A 16,726-nucleotide genomic window follows, 5' to 3' on the forward strand; every position below is an offset into this window, starting at 1 on the left:
ATCGAACGCGGCGGCGTGGCGCCACGCCGCGTCGATCCATCTCGCTATCCGGCGATCCGTGCGGGCGTCGCGATACGCGCGAGCACCGCAGCGGCGGCCTCGCGTGTCGAGATCGCAGTGCCGTCGGACGCCAGGTCGGCCGTGAACACGCCGGCCTCCAGCGCGTCGTCGACGGCGTGTTCGATGCATGCCGCTTCCTGCGACAGGCCCAGCGAGTAACGCAGCAGCAGCGCAGCGCTGAGGATGGTGCCGTAGGGATTGGCGATGCCCTTGCCTGCGATATCCGGCGCCGAGCCGTGGATCGGCTCGTACATCCCGACGCAGCCTTCGCCCAGTGATGCGGACGGCAGCAGGCCCAGCGAGCCGGCCAGCATCGAGGCCTCGTCGGTGAGGATGTCGCCGAACATATTTTCGGTCACGATCACATCGTAGGCGCGCGGCTTCGACAGCAGATGCATTGCCATCGAATCGACCAGCTGGTGTTCGATCGTGATGTCGGGGAACTCGTCGCGCGCGATGCGGCTGGCGACATCGCGCCACAGCCGCGAGGTCTCGAGCACGTTGGCCTTGTCGACGGAGGTCACGTGGCCGCGGCGGCCGCGCGCGAGCAGGCACGCGCGGCGCACCACGCGTTCGATCTCCGGCACCGTGTAGGTGCACAGGTCGCTGGCGGACTCGGCAGTGCGGGTGCGCTCGCCGAAGTAGATACCGCCGGTCAGCTCGCGCACCACCAGCAGATCGACGCCGGCCAGCAGATGCGGCTTGATCGGCGAGGCGCCCATCGCGGCCGGATGCGGCTTGGTCGGGCGCAGGTTCGCGTACAGGCCCAGCGCCTTGCGGATCGCCAGCAGGCCCTGTTCGGGGCGCACGCTGGCGTTCGGATCGGACCACTTCGGACCGCCCACCGCGCCCAGCAGCACCGCGTCGGCATCGCGCGCGGCGGCCAGGGTCTCGTCGGGCAGCGGCTTGCCGGTGGCGTCGATCGCGGCGCCGCCGATCAGGTGTTCGTGCAGCGAAAACTGATGGCCGAAGCGCTGCGCGACCGCCTGCAGCACATCGACCGCGGCCGCGGTCACCTCTGGGCCGATGCCGTCTCCGGGCAGAACGACGATGTCAGCGTGCATGGTGGGTGTCCTCGTAGTGGCGGATATCGGCGTCACGCGCCAGCAGAAAGCCCATTTCGTCGACGCCCTCGAGCAGGCAGGTGCGTGCGAACGCGTCGAGCGGGAAGGCGTGGACGGTGCCGTCCGGTGTGCGCAGCTCACGGGCGACGATGTCGAACGTCAGTATGTCGTCGGGCCGCGTCATCAGGTCCTGCACCACCGCTTCGGGCAGCACGACCGGCAGCACACCGTTCTTCAAGGCGTTGCCCCGGAAGATGTCGGCGATCTCGCTGCTGACCACGACCTGCAGGCCCAGATCGCGCAGCGCCCACGGCGCATGTTCGCGCGAGGACCCGCAGCCGAAGTTGCGGCCCGCCAGCAGCACCGCGCGTCCGGCGTTGTGTGGCTGGTTGAAGGCGAAGTCCGGATTCGCGCTGCCGTCCTCGCGCCAGCGCCAGTCGTTGAATGCGAAACGGCCGAGACCCTTGCGTTCGGTCGTCGACAGAAAGCGCGCGGGAATGATCTGGTCGGTATCGATATTGGTCTGCGCCAGCACCACGCTGGCCGAACGCACCGGAAACTCGGGGATGTGATCGGCGGACATCAGGCCACCTCCCGGCGGTCGTCGAACAGTTCGCGGGGATCGGCCACGACACCGCGCACCGCAGCCCAGGCCGCGGTCGTCGGCGAGGCCAACAGCGTGCGCGCGCCGGGGCCCTGGCGGCCTTCGAAGTTGCGGTTGCTGGTGCTCACGGCCAGCTGGCCGGGCGCCACCAGATCGCCGTTCATCGCGATGCACATCGAGCAGCCCGGCTCGCGCCATTCGGCGCCGGCGTCGCGGACGATGCGGTCGATGCCTTCGGCCTCGGCCTCGCGCTTGACGATCTCCGAACCCGGCACCACCAGCATGCGCACGCCCGCCGACACGTGGCGGCCGCGCAGCACGTCGGCGACTTCGCGCATGTCACGCAGGCGGCCGTTGGTGCACGAACCGACAAACACCACATCGACCGGCATGCCGGCCAGCGACTGTCCGGCGACGACGCGCATGTAGTCCTGGCCCTTCTGCTCGGCCGCATCGGTCGCGGCCGGTACCGGCATGTCGACGCCGATCGCGGTGCCCGGATGCGTGCCCCAGGTCAGCGTGGGGCGGATGTCGGCCGCATCGATCCGCACTTCGGCATCGAAGCGCGCGCCGTCGTCGCTGCGCAGTGCGCGCCAGCGGGCGACCGCAGCTTCGAACTCGGCCCCCTTGGGGCCGCGCGGCGTGCGCGCGATCCACTCGAACGTGGTGTCGTCGGGGGCGACCATGCCCGCGCGCGCGCCCGCTTCGATCGACATGTTGCACAGGGTCATGCGCTGCTCCATGTCCATCGCCTCGATGGTGGAACCGCGGTACTCGATGACATGGCCGGTGCCGCCGTTGACGCCGATGACGCCGATCGCGTGCAGGGTCACGTCCTTGGCGCCGACGCCGGGCGCGAGCGTGCCGTCGACGGTGATCGACATCGTCCTGGGCCGCCGCTGCAGCAGGCATTGCGTCGCCAGCACATTGCCGACCTCGCTGGTGCCGATCCCGAACGCCAGCGCGCCGAACGCGCCGTGCGTGGAGGTGTGGCTGTCGCCGCAGACGATGGTCATGCCGGGCAGGGTGAAGCCCTGTTCGGGTGCGATCACGTGGACGATGCCGCGCTGGTCGGAGGCCATGTCGAACAGCTCGATGCCGAACTGCGCGCAGTTCGCCGCCAGCATCTCGACCTGCGCGCGCGCGGCGTCGTTGGTGTAGGGCAGACGGCCATCGGCATCGGCCGGCAGGGTCGGCGTGGAGTGGTCCATCGTCGCCTTGGTGCGGTCCGGCCGTCGCGGAACAAGTCCGCGCGCGCGCAGCTCGGTGAAGGCCTGCGGCGAGGTGACTTCGTGGATCAGGTGCAGGTCGATGTACAGCACCGCGGGCGCGGCCTCGGACTCGGGCGTCACGATATGCGCGTCCCACAGTTTGTCGAACAGGGTGCGTGGCTTGGTGGCGGTCATTGCTGGCTCTTGATTTCGTGTAGGAGCGCGCTTGCGCGCGATGGGCACTCGCGGGACAGCGTCATCGCGCGCGAGCGCGCTCCTACGGAAAGAATGATCAGGCGTGCGCGGCCTGCGTCGCCTGAATCGCGCGCGCGCCACGCAGGATACGGTTGGCGACATCCAGCCATGCCAGCGCACTGGCTTCTATGATGTCGCGGCTGGTGCCGGTGCCTTCGTGGATGTCCTCGCCATGACGCACGCTGACGCTGGCTTCGCCACGCGCATCGCGCCCCATGCCGACGCTGTGGACCTGGTAGCTCTCCAGTGCCAACTCGACGCCGGTCGCGGCGGCCAGTGCGGCGAACAGCGCATCGACCGGGCCGTCGCCCAGCGCGCTTTCGTTGACCTTGCCGCCTTCGGGATCGGACAGCTCGACCTGCGCACTGGCGCGCTGGCCGCGGTCGCTGACGGTCATCGACGCCAGCCGCCAGCCCTGGCCGTCGACGTCGCCGTGCATCAGTGCTTCCAGATCGTCGTCCTCGACCACGCGCTGGCGCTCGCACAGATCCTTGAACGCGGCGAAGACCTGTTCCAGCTGCGCCTCTTCCAGCGTGTAACCCAGCGCGCGCAGGCGATGGCCGACCGCGGCGCGACCACTGTGGCGGCCCAGCACCAGCTTCGAATCGGGCCAGCCGACGTCGGAGGGATTCATGATTTCGTAGGTGCCGCGGTGGCGCAGCATGCCGTGCTGATGAATGCCGGATTCGTGCGCGAATGCGTTCTCGCCGACGATGGCCTTGTTGCGCTGGACCGCCATGCCGGTCAGGCGGCGCAGCAGCTGTGAGGTCGGGACCAGGCGGCGCGTGTCGATTTGCGTGTCCAGGTTGTAGAACGCGTTGCGTACTTTGAGCGCCATCGCCAGTTCTTCGACCGCGCAGTTGCCGGCGCGCTCGCCGATCCCGTTGATGGTGCACTCGACCTGGCGCGCGCCGCCTTCGATGGCGGCCAGCGAGTTGGCGACGGCCAGGCCCAGGTCGTTGTGGCAGTGCGCGCTGAAGATCACGTCACGGGCGCCAGGGATGGTGTCGATCAGGCGCTGGAACAGCGCGCGGGTTTCCTCGGGCGTCGCATAGCCCAGTGTGTCGGGTACGTTGATCGTGGTCGCGCCGTTGGCGATCGCGACGGCGATCACCTCGGCCAGGAAGTCGTCTTCGGTACGGGTCGCATCTTCGGCCGAGAACTCGATATCGCCGATCAGCCGGCGCGCATGCGCGACGCTGGTCGCGGTCATGTCCAGCACCTGCTGCCGGCTCATGCGCAGCTTGTGCTCGCGGTGCAGCGGGCTGGTCGAGATGAAGACGTGCAGGCGCGGATTCGCAGTGCCGTCGAGCGCACGCGCCGAAGCCTCGATATCGGCGGGCAGGCAACGCGACAGCACCGCCAGCGTGGGACGCCGGACTTCGCGCGCGATCAGGCGCGCCGCCTCGCGGTCGGATTCGGAACTGGCCGGAAAACCGGTCTCGATGATGTCGACGCCCAGCGCATCGAGCGCGCGCGCCATCACCACCTTCTGCTGCGGGCTCATGCTGCAGCCGGGTGACTGCTCGCCGTCGCGCAGGGTGGTGTCGAAAATTCGGATGGTGTCGGAGGTGGTCATGCGGGAAGTTCCTCGGCAATGGCGTGTGGCGTGCGTTCGGTGCGGGCGATCAGCGCGCGTCGAAGTCGCGGTTCGCCGCCACCCAGCGGCGCGTGTGCGGACAGGTCGTTGCGGCGACGGGGCGTCGCCATGTGCGCGGCGGGTGCGACCGCTGCAATGGCCGGCACCTCGGTCGCGGTTTCGCGCAGGCGACGACGCGGTTTGCGCGGGGCGCGTGGACGCACGTCCGACAGCAGCCGCGCCAGCACGCCGGCATCGACGTTGCCACCCGACACCACCGCGACCTTGCGTTTGCCGGCGACGCGCCGGCCGGCAGCCAGTGCCAGCGCGCCGGCGCCTTCGGCGATTACGTGTTCCTCCAGCGCCAGACGCACCAGCGTTTCGCGCAGTTCGGCCTCGCGTACGATGACCACGTCATCGAGCAGATCGGCCAGCAGCGCGCGCGTCAGCAGTCCCGGGTCCTTGACCCGCACGCCATCGGCCAGCGTCGCCACGGGCGAGAACGGCGAATGATCGCCGCGCAGCACGCGCGCCATCGCATCCACACCTTCGACCTGCGCGCCGACGATGCGCACGCCCTGCGATTTCAACGCCAGGGCGACGCCCGAAGCCAGACCGCCGCCGCCGATCGGCACGATGACCACATCCGGCATCAGCACCGATGCGATCTCCAGTCCGACCGTCCCCTGGCCGGCGATCACGTCGATGTCGTCGAACGCCGACAGCAGGCGAAAGCCGTTCTGCGTGGCCAGTTCGGCCGCGAAGGCCTTGGCTTCGTCGTAGGTCTCGCCATGCAGGCGCACGGTCGCGCCCCAGTGGGCGACGCCGGCGATCTTGGTCTCGGGTGCGTTCTTCGGCATCACCGTGATCGCCGGCACGCCCAGCCGGTACGCGGCCCAGGCCAGCCCCTGCGCGTGATTGCCGGCCGACGCGGTGATCACCGTGCGATCGTCGCCGCGCTCGCGCGCGGCCATCAGTGCATTCAATGCGCCGCGCACCTTGTAGGAGCCGGTGCGCTGCAGGTTTTCCAGCTTCAGCCAGCAGCCGAAGCGCTCGGCGTAATGCATGGGCGTCACGTCGAGATGGCGGCGCAACCGCGCCTGCGCCGCCAGTACGTCACTGGCGGTCGCGCGCGGGGCGCGGCTTACGTCGGGCTCGGACATGCTCAGACCGCCGTCAGCCAGCCGCGCTGGTGCTCGGCCTCGCCACGCACCACGCGCGCGTACAGCGCGGCCAGTTCACGGGTAATCGGATTGTCGCCATAGCTGCGGTCCTCGACGCCATGCACGGGCGCCACTTCGGCGGCGGTGCCGCAGGCGAAGACTTCGTCGGCGTCGTACAGCTCCTCCACGGTGACCGCGCGCGATTCGGCGCCGCTCAGCGTGAGCAGCGTGTCGCGGGTGATGCCCGGCAACGCATCGCGATGCTGGACCGCGGTGACGCGTCCGGCCTTGACGATGAAGACGTTGGCGCCGGTGCACTCGACGACGAAACCCGCGGCATCGGTGAACAGCGCTTCGTCGAAACCGCGCGACTTGCTCTCGCGCTTGGCCAGGATCGAATTGACGTAGGCGCCGCACAGCTTCAGCGGCGGCAGCGAGTCGGCGGGATTGCGGCGCCACTTGCTGATGCCCAGCCGCGCGCGGCTGCCGCCCAGATGCACCTGGGTCGCGGTGGTCGCGACCATCAGATGTTCGGTGTGGCCTTCCACATCCAGGCCGAAGCCACCCTCGCCGAACCACGCCAGCGGGCGGATGTAGGCATCGCGGTGGCCGTTCGCGCGCAGCGTCGTCAGCACGGCCTCGGTGGCCTGCGCCGGATCGAAGTGCATGCCCAGCAGCGCCGCACCTTCGCGCATGCGTGCCATGTGCTCAGGCAGACGAAACACCGCGGCGCCACCGGCGGTCGCGTAGCTGCGGATGCCTTCGAACACGCCGCTGCCATAGTGCATCGCATGCGTGGTCAGGCCGGCCTGCAGCGCGTCGATGTCGCACAGCGCGCCGTCGAACCAGGCCTGCGGACGCGTGGGCGCGGTGATGTCTGCGATCGATGGTGCTTGCGCCGGTGCGGCCTCGGCGATGACGTTCAACGACACGGCGAGACCTCCACCGACAGGCAGTCGTAGAGCTTGGCCAGCTGCCCCTGCAATGCGATCGCGGCGCGATCGCCCTCGACGGTCATGCGCAGGTTCCAGTGGTCGCTGCCCTCGTGCGCGTCGCCCTCGAAGGACACCGGGCGGAAGCCGCGGCGTTCGGTCGTGCCCAGCACGCGCACCAGCGCACCTTCGGCGCGGCGCAGGGTCATCTCAAACTGGTAACGCATGGCTCGATTCCTTGGCGGACGTGGCGGCGACGGGTTCGGCGGCGGGGGCAACGGATGCGCCGATGTCGAGCGAGGTGGCCTCGTCGGCATCCATCATCTGCGCGTTGTTGTGGTTGGGCGGCACCAGCGGCCAGACATTGGCGGCGGTGTCGATGGCGACGTGCAGCAGCGCCGGGCCGTCGGCGGCCAGCAGCGCGACCAGTGCGGCTTCGACATCCGCGGCCTTGTCGACCGACAGCGCCTGGATACCGAACGCGCGTGCGACCTGCGCGAAGTCCGGGTTGTCGGACAGGTCGATCTCGGAATAGCGGCGCTCGAAGAACAGTTCCTGCCACTGGCGCACCATGCCCAGCGCCTGGTTGTCGAGCAGGATGATCTTCACCGGCACGCGATAGCGCTTCAGCGTCGCCAGCTCCTGCACGTTCATCAGGAATGAGCCGTCGCCGCTGACGCAGACCACGCGCCGCGTCGGGTCTTCCATCTGCGCGCCGATCGCGGCCGGCAGGCCGAAGCCCATCGCGCCCAACGCACCGCTGGTCAGGTGCTTGCGCGGATGGTCGAAGCGCCAGTGCTGCGCGACCCACATCTGGTGCTGGCCGACATCGCAGGCGACGACGGCGTCGGGCGCCAGTTCACTCATGCGCTTGAGCAGCGCGGGGGCGAAGACCTTGTCACCAGGCGCGTCGTAGCGCGCGGCGAACCGCTCGCGGCGCTGTGCACACAGCTCGCCCCACGCCGTGCGCGCCGCCGCGTGCCGGCCCTGCATCTGCGCCGCGCAGGGCGCGGCCAGGCGCGACAGGCTGGTGGCGATATCGCCGCAGACCGACACGTCGGCCGCCCGCAGCTTGCCGATCTCGCAGCTGTCGCCGTCCAGGTGCACGATGCGCGCCAGCGGCGCGAACTCGGCCAGCTTGCCGGTCGCGCGGTCGTCGAAGCGCGCACCGACGACGATCAGCAGATCCGATTCCTGCACCGCCAGGTTCGCCGCGCGGCTGCCGTGCATGCCGATCATGCCGAGGTTGGCCGGATGCGTCGGCGGCAGGGCGCCCAGGGCGCGTAGGGTCAGCACGGTCGGGATCCGGGTCAGGTCGGCGAACTCGCGGAACGCGTCCAGTGCATCGCCCAGGATGATGCCGCCGCCGCCGTAGACCACCGGCCGTTCGGCTTGCGAAATCAGCGCCGCCGCTTCGTGCAGCGCGTGGTCGGCGCAGGCCGGCATGGTGTCGGCGAATGATGGAATGTGTGCGCCCAGATGCGCGGCGTCGCCGATCTGCACGTCCTTGGGCAGGTCGATCAGCACCGGGCCGGGACGACCGGAACGTGCAATGCGGAATGCTTCGGAGACGACATTCGGCAGTTCGTCGACGCTGCGCAGCAGGAAGCTGTGCTTGACGATCGGCAGGGTCATGCCGAACACGTCCAGTTCCTGAAATGCATCGGTGCCCATCAGCGGCGTTGCCACCTGGCCGGTGATCACGACCATCGGCACCGAGTCCAGCATCGCATCGGCGATGCCGGTGACCAGGTTCGAGGCGCCCGGGCCGGACGTCGCCACGCAGACACCGACGCGCCCGCTGGCACGCGCGAACCCGTTCGCGGCGAACGCCGCGCCCTGTTCGTGACGGACCAGCACGTGCTTCAACGCGGCGCCGTGCAGCGCGTCGTAGAACGGCATGATCGCACCGCCCGGATAGCCGAAGATCGTGTCGACCCCCTCGGCTTCCAGCGCCTGCACAAGCCAGCGGGCGCCGTTCATCAGGCGGCCTCGCTCTGCGGTTGTGCCGGCGCGCCGGTCTGCTCGCCCAGCCAGGTCATCTTGGCGCGCAGTTCGCGGCCGACCTTCTCGATCGGATGGTCCTTGTCGGCTTGCTGGAACTTCTTGTAGTTCGGCAGGCCGGCGTCGTATTCGGCCTGCCAGTTGCGGGTGAAGGTGCCGTTCTGGATGTCGGTCAGAACATCCTTCATGCGTGCTTTCACTGACGCATCGATGACACGCGGGCCACTGACGAAGTCGCCGTACTGCGCGGTTTCGGAGATGAACTCCAGCATCCGGGTGATGCCGCCTTCGTAGAACAGGTCGACGATCAGCTTCAGTTCGTGCAGCACTTCGTAGTACGCGATCTCCGGCTGGTAGCCGGCCTCGACCAGTGTCTCGAAGCCGGCCTGCACCAGCGACGACGCGCCGCCGCACAGCACGGCCTGCTCGCCGAACAGATCGGTCTCGGTCTCTTCCTTGAACGTGGTCTTGATGATGTTCGCGCGCGCGCCGCCCAGACCGGCGGCATACGCCAGCGCCAGCTGCTCGCTCTTGCCGCTCGGATCCTGATGCACGGCGTAGATGCACGGCACGCCGCGGCCGATCTCGTATTCGCGCCGCACCAGCGCGCCCGGGCCCTTGGGCGCGACCAGCACGACATCCAGATCCGCGCGCGGCGCGATCATGTCGAAGTGCACGTTGAGGCCGTGCGCGAACAGCAGGCAGGCGCCCTGCTTCATGTGCGGCGCCAGCACGTCGGCATACAGCTGCTTCTGCACCATGTCCGGCGTCAGCACCGCGACCAGGTCGGCGTCGGCGACCGCGTCGGCAGGCGTCTTGACGGTGAAGCCGTCGGCCTTCGCCTTCTGTTCGGTTGGGCCGCCTGGACGCAGGCCGACGACGACGTCGAAGCCGGAATCGCGCAGGTTCAGCGCGTGGGCGCGGCCCTGGCTGCCGTAGCCGACGATCGCGATGGAGGGATTGGCATTGCTCATGGGTGGTGGTGTCCGATCTGCGGGTGGAAAGGGGAGGGCGGGCAGTTCACGCAGCGATGCGTGTGGCCCGGATGTGGAAACGGCCGGCGGTCGAGGGCGTCGCCCCGTCCCAACCGGCCGTCCGATGCACCGCGATGGCGGTGGCGGATGCGGGATCGCCGCTCGTGTCCTGACACGAGGTCGCCATACGCGCCGCGCTTTGCGACGTCGCGTGCGGTGTCGTGCGGGCATGGGCGGGACTGTTGTACATGGCGGACTCGAAGAAAAAGGGAAGGTCAGGTCTGGAAGGCGGGCCAAACAAAAACCCCGTGCCTCTCGGCACGGGGTTTAGGTTCTTTCGACCTTGGGTTTCGTCTTTGTTACACGAACCCCATCCCCGCGCCTGACCGGACGGTAATAAGGAGTACGAGAAGGAGAAGGGCCGAAGTGAGCGCGGCAGGCAGATGCGACTCGCCCGCCCGGAGGCGTGCGGCGATTGCGGTCTGCGAGGGGGTGTTGCGCTGCGTCATGGGGCCGAGAAAAACACGCCCGTGACAGACGTGTCAACAGTTACTTCGACAACGATTTGCCCGCCGGGCGCTTGCGATGCCGTTGGCGCAACAGTTTGAGTGCGGCGGCTTCCCACTGGCGTTCGCCGCGTGCGTCGCCTGCCGCGCGCTGCAATCCGCCATCGCGCCAGGCCGCGTAGAGCACCGGATCGATGTAGGCCTTGCGACACACTGCGACGGTGTTGCCGAGCGCATCGGCGACATCGGCGATGACGATCTTCTCCTGCGTCGCCAGTGCGCGCTCGCTGGGCTCGCCACCTGTCCGGCCTTCCGGCAAGGGCATTGCCGCGAACCGGCGGAACGCCATCAACGTGCCGCCCCAGGTGCGGAAATCCTTGGCGGTGAACGGGCCGCCCATCGCGTCGCGCAGGTAGTCGTTGACCATGCCCGAGTCGATCCCGTGACGCTGGCCGTCATCGTCCAGGTACTGGAACAGCGTCTGGCCGGGCAGTTGCTGCACTTTGCGCACCAGCGCCGTCAGTTTTGCATCGTCGAGTTCGATTTCATGTTCCTGCCCGCTCTTGCCACGGAATTTCAGGCGTGCACGGCCGCCGCGCACCAGTTCGAAATGGCGGTTGCGCAAGGTCGTCAGTCCGAACGAGCCGTTGCTGCGCGTGTAGCTGTCGTTGCCGACACGCACGAAGGTCTGCGCCATCAACGACACGACGATCGCCAGTACCTTGTCGCGCGGCATGCCCGGTAATTTCAGATCGCGTCCCAATACGCGGCGCAGGCGCGGCAACGCGCTCGCAAACGCGACGATGCGATCGAACTTGCCGTCGCCGCGCACCTCGCTCCAGTCCGGGTGGTAGCGGTACTGCTTGCGTCCGCGCGCGTCACGACCCGTGGCCTGGAGGTGCCCGTTATCGATCGCGCAGATCCACACGTCGCGATAGGCCGGCGGAATCGCCAGCCTGCGTACGCGCTCGAGCGTCGCGCGGTCGCGCACGGGTTTGCCGTCGGGATCGCGATAGCTGAATCCCTTGCCCGCGCGGCGCCGGCTCAGGCCCGGCAGCTCATCGCTGACCCAGCGCAGGCCTGCCAGGCGCGCGGCGCGCACGTTGTCGTCATCTTTCAGGGATCTGCCGGGCTGCTTCATGAGCGGCTGATAACAAGCGCCGGATCAGCAGATCGTGAACAGGATGCGCTTCACCCCTTCGGCACGTGGGGGTTCGCACACTCGCCCCACACCACTTGCACAAGGAACGCCGCCATGAAGACGATGCACAGGACCCTGTTGGGCGCCGCGATCGCCGGCACGATGTTGATTGCGGGCACGGCCGTCGCGCAGGAAACGCAGGAGCGTGCCGACCGCACCGTTGCCGCGCAGTCCGACTCGGACCAGCCGGTGTCCGATACGTGGATCACGACCAAGGTCAAGGCCGACCTGCTCGCATCGAGCGATGTCGCCGGCCTCGACATCAGTGTGGAAACTACCAACGGCACCGTGAGCCTGTCGGGCGATGTCGAATCGCAGGCGCAGATCGATCGCGCCAAGGCGATCGCCGCCGAGATCGAGGGCGTGACCAACGTGGATGCCCAGCAGTTGAAGCTCAAGCCGGGCATGTAACGCGCTCGCAGTCGCGATGCGTATCCGACGCCTCCCGTGCGCTAGACATGGGGGGCGTTTTTGATTGTGTGATCGCCGTGTTCGGGTCCTGCAGAAGGCGTTGGTGTTCCAGCGCGACCTGACGTTTCGCAGCGAGGATGCCGGGCGTCGGCATGGGCCGTCGCGGCAGACCGTACGGGCTCCGCGCCCGAAAGATGCATCAAGGTGCGTGTATGGGGCGGCCGGCCATGAGACCAAGGCGCGCCTGCCGCTAACGTGACAGGCGTTTGCCCATCCGCCCGCGCAGGCTGAGTGTGGTCACCAGCAGGCACGGCAGGAAGGTCAGCGTCACCACTGTCGAGCACGCCAGACCTGCGAGCACGATGACGCCCAGGCCGCGGTAGAGCTCGGTGCCGGCGCCGGGAATCAGCACCAGCGGCGCCAGGCCGAAGATCGTCGTGCACGTCGACATCAGGATCGGGCGCAGGCGGATGCGCACGGCGTCGGCCACCGCCTGCACCGCGTCGGCGCCATCCTCCTCGATCCGCGCGAATGCTTCCGACACGACGAGGATCGGGTTGTTCACGACCGTGCCCAGCAGCACCAGGAAGCCGAGCAGGGTGATCATGTCGAACGGCTGCGAGATGCCGCCAAGCCCCAGCATCCCGAGCACGCTGCCGACGCCATTGAGCAGCGCGAGGCCCAGGATGCCGCCGGCGATGCCCAGCGGCACCGTCGCCATCACGTACAGCGGCCGGCCCCAGTGGCGGAAAATCGCGACCAGCAGCAGGTACGACAGCAGCAGCGCGATCGCGAAATTGCCGGCCACCGCCTCGCGGGTCGCGGTCAGCTGGTCGCTGGCGCCCGAGATCTCCATCGACACGTCCTGCGGCAGCTCGCCGTCGGCGGCCATCGCCTCCAGCAGGTCGCGGGTGACGGTGGCCACGCCGGTTTCCAGCGCCACCTCGCGCGGCGGCACGATGTTGAGGGTGACCGTGCGTCGGCCGTCGAGGCGACGGATGCTGTCGGTGTTCGCGGTTTCGTTGAAATCGGCCAGCGCCGACACCGGCAGCACCGCGCCCGACGGCGTCGCCACCGGCAGGTCGCGCAGGCGTTCCAGCCGCTGGTTGCTGCCGGCGCTGCTGAACAGGTACACGTCGACCTTGTCGTCGCCGAGGATCAGTTCGTCGACGTAGGCGCCGTCACTGAGCGCGGCGACCGAGAAGCCGAAACTGTCTGCATCCAGGCCGGTCTCCGCCAGCCGCTCCCAGCGCGGTGCGAGTTCCACCAGCGGCTGGTCGAGGCTCAGCGAGGTGGGGTCGGAGTTGATGCGCGCGCCGTCGAACAGGCCCTGCGCGCGCTCGTAGGCGACGCCGGCCACGGCGTACAGCTCGTCGAGGTCGACGCCGGAGATGTCGACGTTGATGCTGCGCGTGCCGCCGTCGTTGCTGGAGATGATGGAGCCGCGCGACGAGAACGCGCGCATGCCGGGGTAGGCCGTGAAGCGCGCGTCCAGCGCGTCCATCACCGCGTCGATGTCGGACGGCTCCTTGGGCTCGGTGATGATGCGCAGGCCCTGCGGGTTCACCGACAGGTTGAAGTACGCCAGCGCCGGCATGTCGGTGTCGCCGTCGGCGAATGTCTCCGGCGGCTCGTCGAGGTGCGGCAGCAGGCCGTCGCTGATCTCGCGCGCGATGCCCTCCATCTCGGTCAGGTTGTAGCCGGCCGGCGCGATCAGCTGCGAGAACGTTTTTGGCTCCTCGCCTTCGGGCAGGTACTCCGCGGGCGGGGTCAGCAGCCACAGCACCAGTGCGGCGGCGGCGACCGTGCCGGCGAGGACCAGGGTCCGGCGCACGGGCGCCGCGGTCAGCGACGAGATGCGCGCCGCCCAGCGGTCGAAGAACGCGGCGCCCGGGACCTCGGCGTCGCGGTCCGCGGTCGCCAGCCGCGCGCCCAGTGCCGGCACCACCGTCACCGCGATCAGCATCGACGCGAAGATCGACGCCGAGATCGCGATCGCGATGTCGGAGTACAGCTGCCCGGCCTCCTCCTCGATCAGCAGGATCGGCGCGAATACCAGGATCGTGGTCAGCGTCGACGCCAGCACCGCCTTCCAGACTCGCTGCACGCCCTCGACCGCGGCCTCGAAGCGCTCCAGCCCACGTCGCCGTGCCTGATCGATGCTCTCCAGCACCACGATGGTGTTGTCGACGGTCATGCCGATCGCGAACGCGACGCCGGCCATCGAGATCACGTTGAGCGTGCGCCCGGCGACCAGCAGGCCGACGAAGGCGGCGATGGTGCAGATCGGGATCGCGATCACGCCGGTGAGCGTGGCCCGGCCCGAGCGCAGGAACGCGAACATCACCAGCGTCGCCAGCAGCGCGCCCAGCGCGAGGTTGGTCCAGACGTTGGCTACCGAGTCCTCGACGTAGCGCACGTCGTCGCTGGACAGCGTCATCTCCAGCCCCAGCGGACCGAGCAGCTCGGCGTTAATGCGTTCGACCTCGGGCAGCGCGGCGTACTTGATGTTGATGACGTTGGAGCCGGGCTCGCGGCGGATCGACAGGCTCAGTGCCGGCTGGCCGTTGTTGAACGACAGGTCGCGGCGCTCGAAGTGGTCGAGGGTCACGGTGCCGACGTCGGCCAGCCGCACCAGCGTGCCCTCGCGCTCGGCGATCACCAGCTGGTCGACCGCGTCGACCTCGGTGAAGCGGCCCACGGTGCGCACCAGGTAGCGGCGCTTGCCGGCATCGAGGTCGCCGGCGGAGCTGTCGACGTTGCGCAGCCGCATCGCGTCGCGCACGTCGGCCATCGACAGGCCGCGCTCGGCCAGCCGCGTCGGGTCGACCTCGATGCGCACCTGGCGCTCGCTGCCGCCGCCGACCTCGACCAGCGCCACGCCGTCGACGCGCTCCATGCGCGGGCGCACGTAGTCCTCGACGTAGTCGCGCATCATGTCGAGGTCGAGGTCGAGCGCGCTGTCGGCGCGTTTGCCGATGCGGAAGTACATGAAGGCGTTGTCGGAGAACGAGCTGGTGGTCAGCGCCGGGTCGTCGACGTTTTCCGGGTAGCCGGAGACCTGGCTCAGCGCGTTGTTGGTGCGGATGAGTGCTTCGTTGATGTCGACGCCGAACGGGAACTCCAGCTCGATCGTCGCCCGCCCGGTGGTCGCGGTGGAGACCATGCGCGCGAGGTTGGGCAGCGTGCGCAGGTACTGCTCCTGCTCGATCACGATCTCCTTCTCGACGTCCTGCGGCGTCGCGCCCGGCCAGCGGGTGTCGACCGAGATCGTGCGCACCTCGAGGTCGGGGATCATCTGCACCGGCACCCGCAGCGCGGACGCGATGCCCATCACGCAGACGATCAGCACCGCGACCGTGATCAGGGTGCCCTGGCGCAGGACCGGCGCGAAGCCCACCGTCTAGCGCTCCGGCGCCACGCGCACCGGCTGGCCGTCGACCAGCGCCTCGTTGCCGCGGACCACCACGCGCTCGCCTGCCGACAGGCCTTCGCTGATCGCCACCTCGTCGCCCTGGTCGCGCAGCACGCGCACCGTGCGCTGGCGCGCGACCAGCGTGTCGGGCTTGACCTCGGGGGGCGACGCGGCGTCGTCGCCATTGCCATCGCCGCCTTGCGACGCCTTCCCATCACCCGCCTGTGCGTTCGCCGCGTCGTCGTCTTCGTCGGCACCAGCACCGGTGCCTGCCGATGCGGGTGACTCGGCATCACTGTCCGAGCTCGCGCCCGCCGCTTCCACCACGAACAGGCTGTAGCTGCCGTCGGGCTGGCGCAGCAGCGCGTCGCGCGACACCGCCAGCGCCGGCTCGCGCGCCGGCAGCGAGACCTCCGCGCGCGCCGACGTGCCCGGCAGCAGCCGGTCCTGCGGGTCGTCGACCAGCAGCCGCAGCAGGAACGTGCGGGCGCCGGCGTCGGTGACCGGCACGCGCGCGCCGATCGTCGCGCGCAGCGTCTCGCCGCCCAGCGCGTCGGCGTACACCTGCACGTCCGCGTCGTCGCCGAGATCGGCGTAGCGTTCCTGCGGCACCTGCACGTCCAAACGCACACGGTCGGTCGCCACCAGCGACAGAACGGGCGTGCCGCGCTGCACCCATTCCCCGGCTTCGGCCAGCTTCTCGGCGACGACGCCGTCGAACGGGGCGGGCAGGACGTGGCGTTCGACCAGTTCGGCCTGTTCGCGTTCGCTGGCACGCGCCGAATCCAGCGCGGCCCGCGCCAGTCGCAGCTCCGACTCGCGTGCATCGATCTGGCTGGCCGCGATGAACTGGCCTTCGCCCAGCCGCTGCGCCTCGGTGAACAGGCGTTCGGCTTCCTGCGCGGCTGCGTCCGCTTCGGCCACCTGTGCGCGCACGCGGGCCAGTGCCTGTCGACCCACGGCCGGATCCAGCTCGACCAGCGCCTGCCCGGCAGTCACGCGGTCGCCTGCGTCGACATGGACCCGCGCGACCAGGCCGTCGACGCGCGGGGACAGGCGTGCGTCGCGCTCCGCGGTGAGCGTACCGGTCAGGGAAAAGCGTTCGCCGAACGTTGCGGGTTGCGCCACGGCCACGGTCACCTGGGCCGCTGCGTCATCGCCCGAAGCGTCGTCGGACCCGGTGTCGCAGGCGGTCAGCAGCACGAAGGCGGCGGAGAGAATCCCGGCTCTGGCGGTCATGACATCCTGAGGGTGGCGGTCGGGCGTGACACGAGGTCAGCTTTCACCATACGTGGATGGGCGGCGTCCGGATCCCTCTCCGCTGCACCCAGCGTCCGTGCAGAGCGA

At 69.2% G+C, this 16,726-nt stretch carries 13 protein-coding genes; 1 reads left to right on the forward strand and 12 read right to left on the reverse strand.

Annotated features, from left to right (window positions below):
- Positions 1-44 precede the first annotated feature (44 nt).
- The 10 genes from leuB to J2W68_RS11860 all read right to left on the reverse strand — a co-directional run bounded on the left by leuB (position 45) and on the right by J2W68_RS11860 (position 11,493).
- Positions 45-1,124: a 3-isopropylmalate dehydrogenase gene (gene leuB, locus J2W68_RS11815; RefSeq protein ID WP_310236135.1), complete on the reverse strand. Its 1,080-nt coding sequence runs from the start codon at positions 1,122-1,124 to the stop codon at positions 45-47.
- Positions 1,114-1,707, reverse strand: a complete 594-nt coding sequence (gene leuD, locus J2W68_RS11820; RefSeq protein ID WP_310236137.1) for a 3-isopropylmalate dehydratase small subunit — start codon at positions 1,705-1,707, stop codon at positions 1,114-1,116. Before leuD ends, leuB begins: the two co-directional genes overlap by 11 nt.
- Positions 1,707-3,134 (reverse strand): 3-isopropylmalate dehydratase large subunit, encoded by a 1,428-nt coding sequence (gene leuC, locus J2W68_RS11825; protein WP_310236139.1) that lies wholly within the window; start codon positions 3,132-3,134, stop codon positions 1,707-1,709. Before leuC ends, leuD begins: the two co-directional genes overlap by 1 nt.
- A 97-nt stretch (positions 3,135-3,231) precedes the next feature.
- A complete protein-coding gene (locus J2W68_RS11830; RefSeq protein ID WP_310236141.1) occupies positions 3,232-4,773 on the reverse strand; it encodes a 2-isopropylmalate synthase in 1,542 nt (513 codons plus the stop codon).
- Positions 4,770-5,936, reverse strand: coding sequence for a threonine dehydratase (locus tag J2W68_RS11835; protein ID WP_310236143.1), 1,167 nt, complete (start codon positions 5,934-5,936; stop codon positions 4,770-4,772). The genes J2W68_RS11830 and J2W68_RS11835 overlap by 4 nt, the downstream gene beginning before the upstream one ends.
- Positions 5,937-5,938: 2 nt before the next feature.
- Positions 5,939-6,868 (reverse strand): aminotransferase class IV, encoded by a 930-nt coding sequence (locus J2W68_RS11840; protein ID WP_310236145.1) that lies wholly within the window; start codon positions 6,866-6,868, stop codon positions 5,939-5,941.
- The gene (locus J2W68_RS11845) at positions 6,859-7,095 is read right to left on the reverse strand and encodes an ACT domain-containing protein (RefSeq protein WP_310236147.1); all 237 of its coding nucleotides are present in this window, start codon (positions 7,093-7,095) and stop codon (positions 6,859-6,861) included. Before J2W68_RS11845 ends, J2W68_RS11840 begins: the two co-directional genes overlap by 10 nt.
- A complete protein-coding gene (ilvG, locus tag J2W68_RS11850; protein WP_310236149.1) occupies positions 7,079-8,851 on the reverse strand; it encodes an acetolactate synthase 2 catalytic subunit in 1,773 nt (590 codons plus the stop codon). The genes J2W68_RS11845 and ilvG overlap by 17 nt, the downstream gene beginning before the upstream one ends.
- On the reverse strand, positions 8,851-9,846 hold the full coding sequence (gene ilvC / locus J2W68_RS11855) for a ketol-acid reductoisomerase (RefSeq protein WP_310236151.1): 996 nt from the start codon (positions 9,844-9,846) through the stop codon (positions 8,851-8,853). Before ilvC ends, ilvG begins: the two co-directional genes overlap by 1 nt.
- 549 nt (positions 9,847-10,395) lie before the next feature.
- Entirely contained in the window at positions 10,396-11,493 is a 1,098-nt protein-coding gene (locus J2W68_RS11860) for a DNA topoisomerase IB (protein WP_310236153.1), read from the reverse strand.
- A gap of 114 nt (positions 11,494-11,607) precedes the next feature.
- Between J2W68_RS11860 and J2W68_RS11865 the strand changes: the two genes are divergently transcribed.
- Positions 11,608-11,964, forward strand: a complete 357-nt coding sequence (locus J2W68_RS11865; RefSeq protein ID WP_430539723.1) for a BON domain-containing protein — start codon at positions 11,608-11,610, stop codon at positions 11,962-11,964.
- Between the two features lie 250 nt (positions 11,965-12,214).
- On the opposite strand, the gene J2W68_RS11870 is transcribed toward J2W68_RS11865, so the two are convergent.
- A complete protein-coding gene (locus tag J2W68_RS11870; RefSeq protein WP_310236155.1) occupies positions 12,215-15,364 on the reverse strand; it encodes an efflux RND transporter permease subunit in 3,150 nt (1,049 codons plus the stop codon).
- A 3-nt stretch (positions 15,365-15,367) separates the two neighbouring features.
- Positions 15,368-16,618 carry an efflux RND transporter periplasmic adaptor subunit gene (locus J2W68_RS11875; protein WP_310236157.1) on the reverse strand — a complete coding sequence of 417 codons (1,251 nt, stop codon included), beginning with the start codon at positions 16,616-16,618 and terminating at the stop codon, positions 15,368-15,370.
- Positions 16,619-16,726 lie beyond the last annotated feature (108 nt).

It is taken from the genome of Luteimonas terrae (assembly GCF_031457535.1).
In the GTDB taxonomy this organism is placed as follows: Bacteria; Pseudomonadota; Gammaproteobacteria; order Xanthomonadales; family Xanthomonadaceae; genus Luteimonas; species Luteimonas terrae_A.

Bases quoted from the DNA above. Each gene is read 5' to 3' on its own strand.
- leuB (WP_310236135.1), bottom strand. From the start codon at position 1,124: ATGCACGCTGACATCGTCGTTCTGCCCGGAGACGGCATCGGCCCAGAG.
- leuD (WP_310236137.1), bottom strand. From the start codon at position 1,707: ATGTCCGCCGATCACATCCCCGAGTTTCCGGTGCGTTCGGCCAGCGTG.
- leuC (WP_310236139.1), bottom strand. From the start codon at position 3,134: ATGACCGCCACCAAGCCACGCACCCTGTTCGACAAACTGTGGGACGCG.
- J2W68_RS11830 (WP_310236141.1), bottom strand. From the start codon at position 4,773: ATGACCACCTCCGACACCATCCGAATTTTCGACACCACCCTGCGCGAC.
- J2W68_RS11835 (WP_310236143.1), bottom strand. From the start codon at position 5,936: ATGTCCGAGCCCGACGTAAGCCGCGCCCCGCGCGCGACCGCCAGTGAC.
- J2W68_RS11845 (WP_310236147.1), bottom strand. From the start codon at position 7,095: ATGCGTTACCAGTTTGAGATGACCCTGCGCCGCGCCGAAGGTGCGCTG.
- ilvG (WP_310236149.1), bottom strand. From the start codon at position 8,851: ATGAACGGCGCCCGCTGGCTTGTGCAGGCGCTGGAAGCCGAGGGGGTC.
- ilvC (WP_310236151.1), bottom strand. From the start codon at position 9,846: ATGAGCAATGCCAATCCCTCCATCGCGATCGTCGGCTACGGCAGCCAG.
- J2W68_RS11860 (WP_310236153.1), bottom strand. From the start codon at position 11,493: ATGAAGCAGCCCGGCAGATCCCTGAAAGATGACGACAACGTGCGCGCC.
- J2W68_RS11865 (WP_430539723.1), top strand. From the start codon at position 11,608: ATGAAGACGATGCACAGGACCCTGTTGGGCGCCGCGATCGCCGGCACG.
- J2W68_RS11875 (WP_310236157.1), bottom strand. From the start codon at position 16,618: ATGACCGCCAGAGCCGGGATTCTCTCCGCCGCCTTCGTGCTGCTGACC.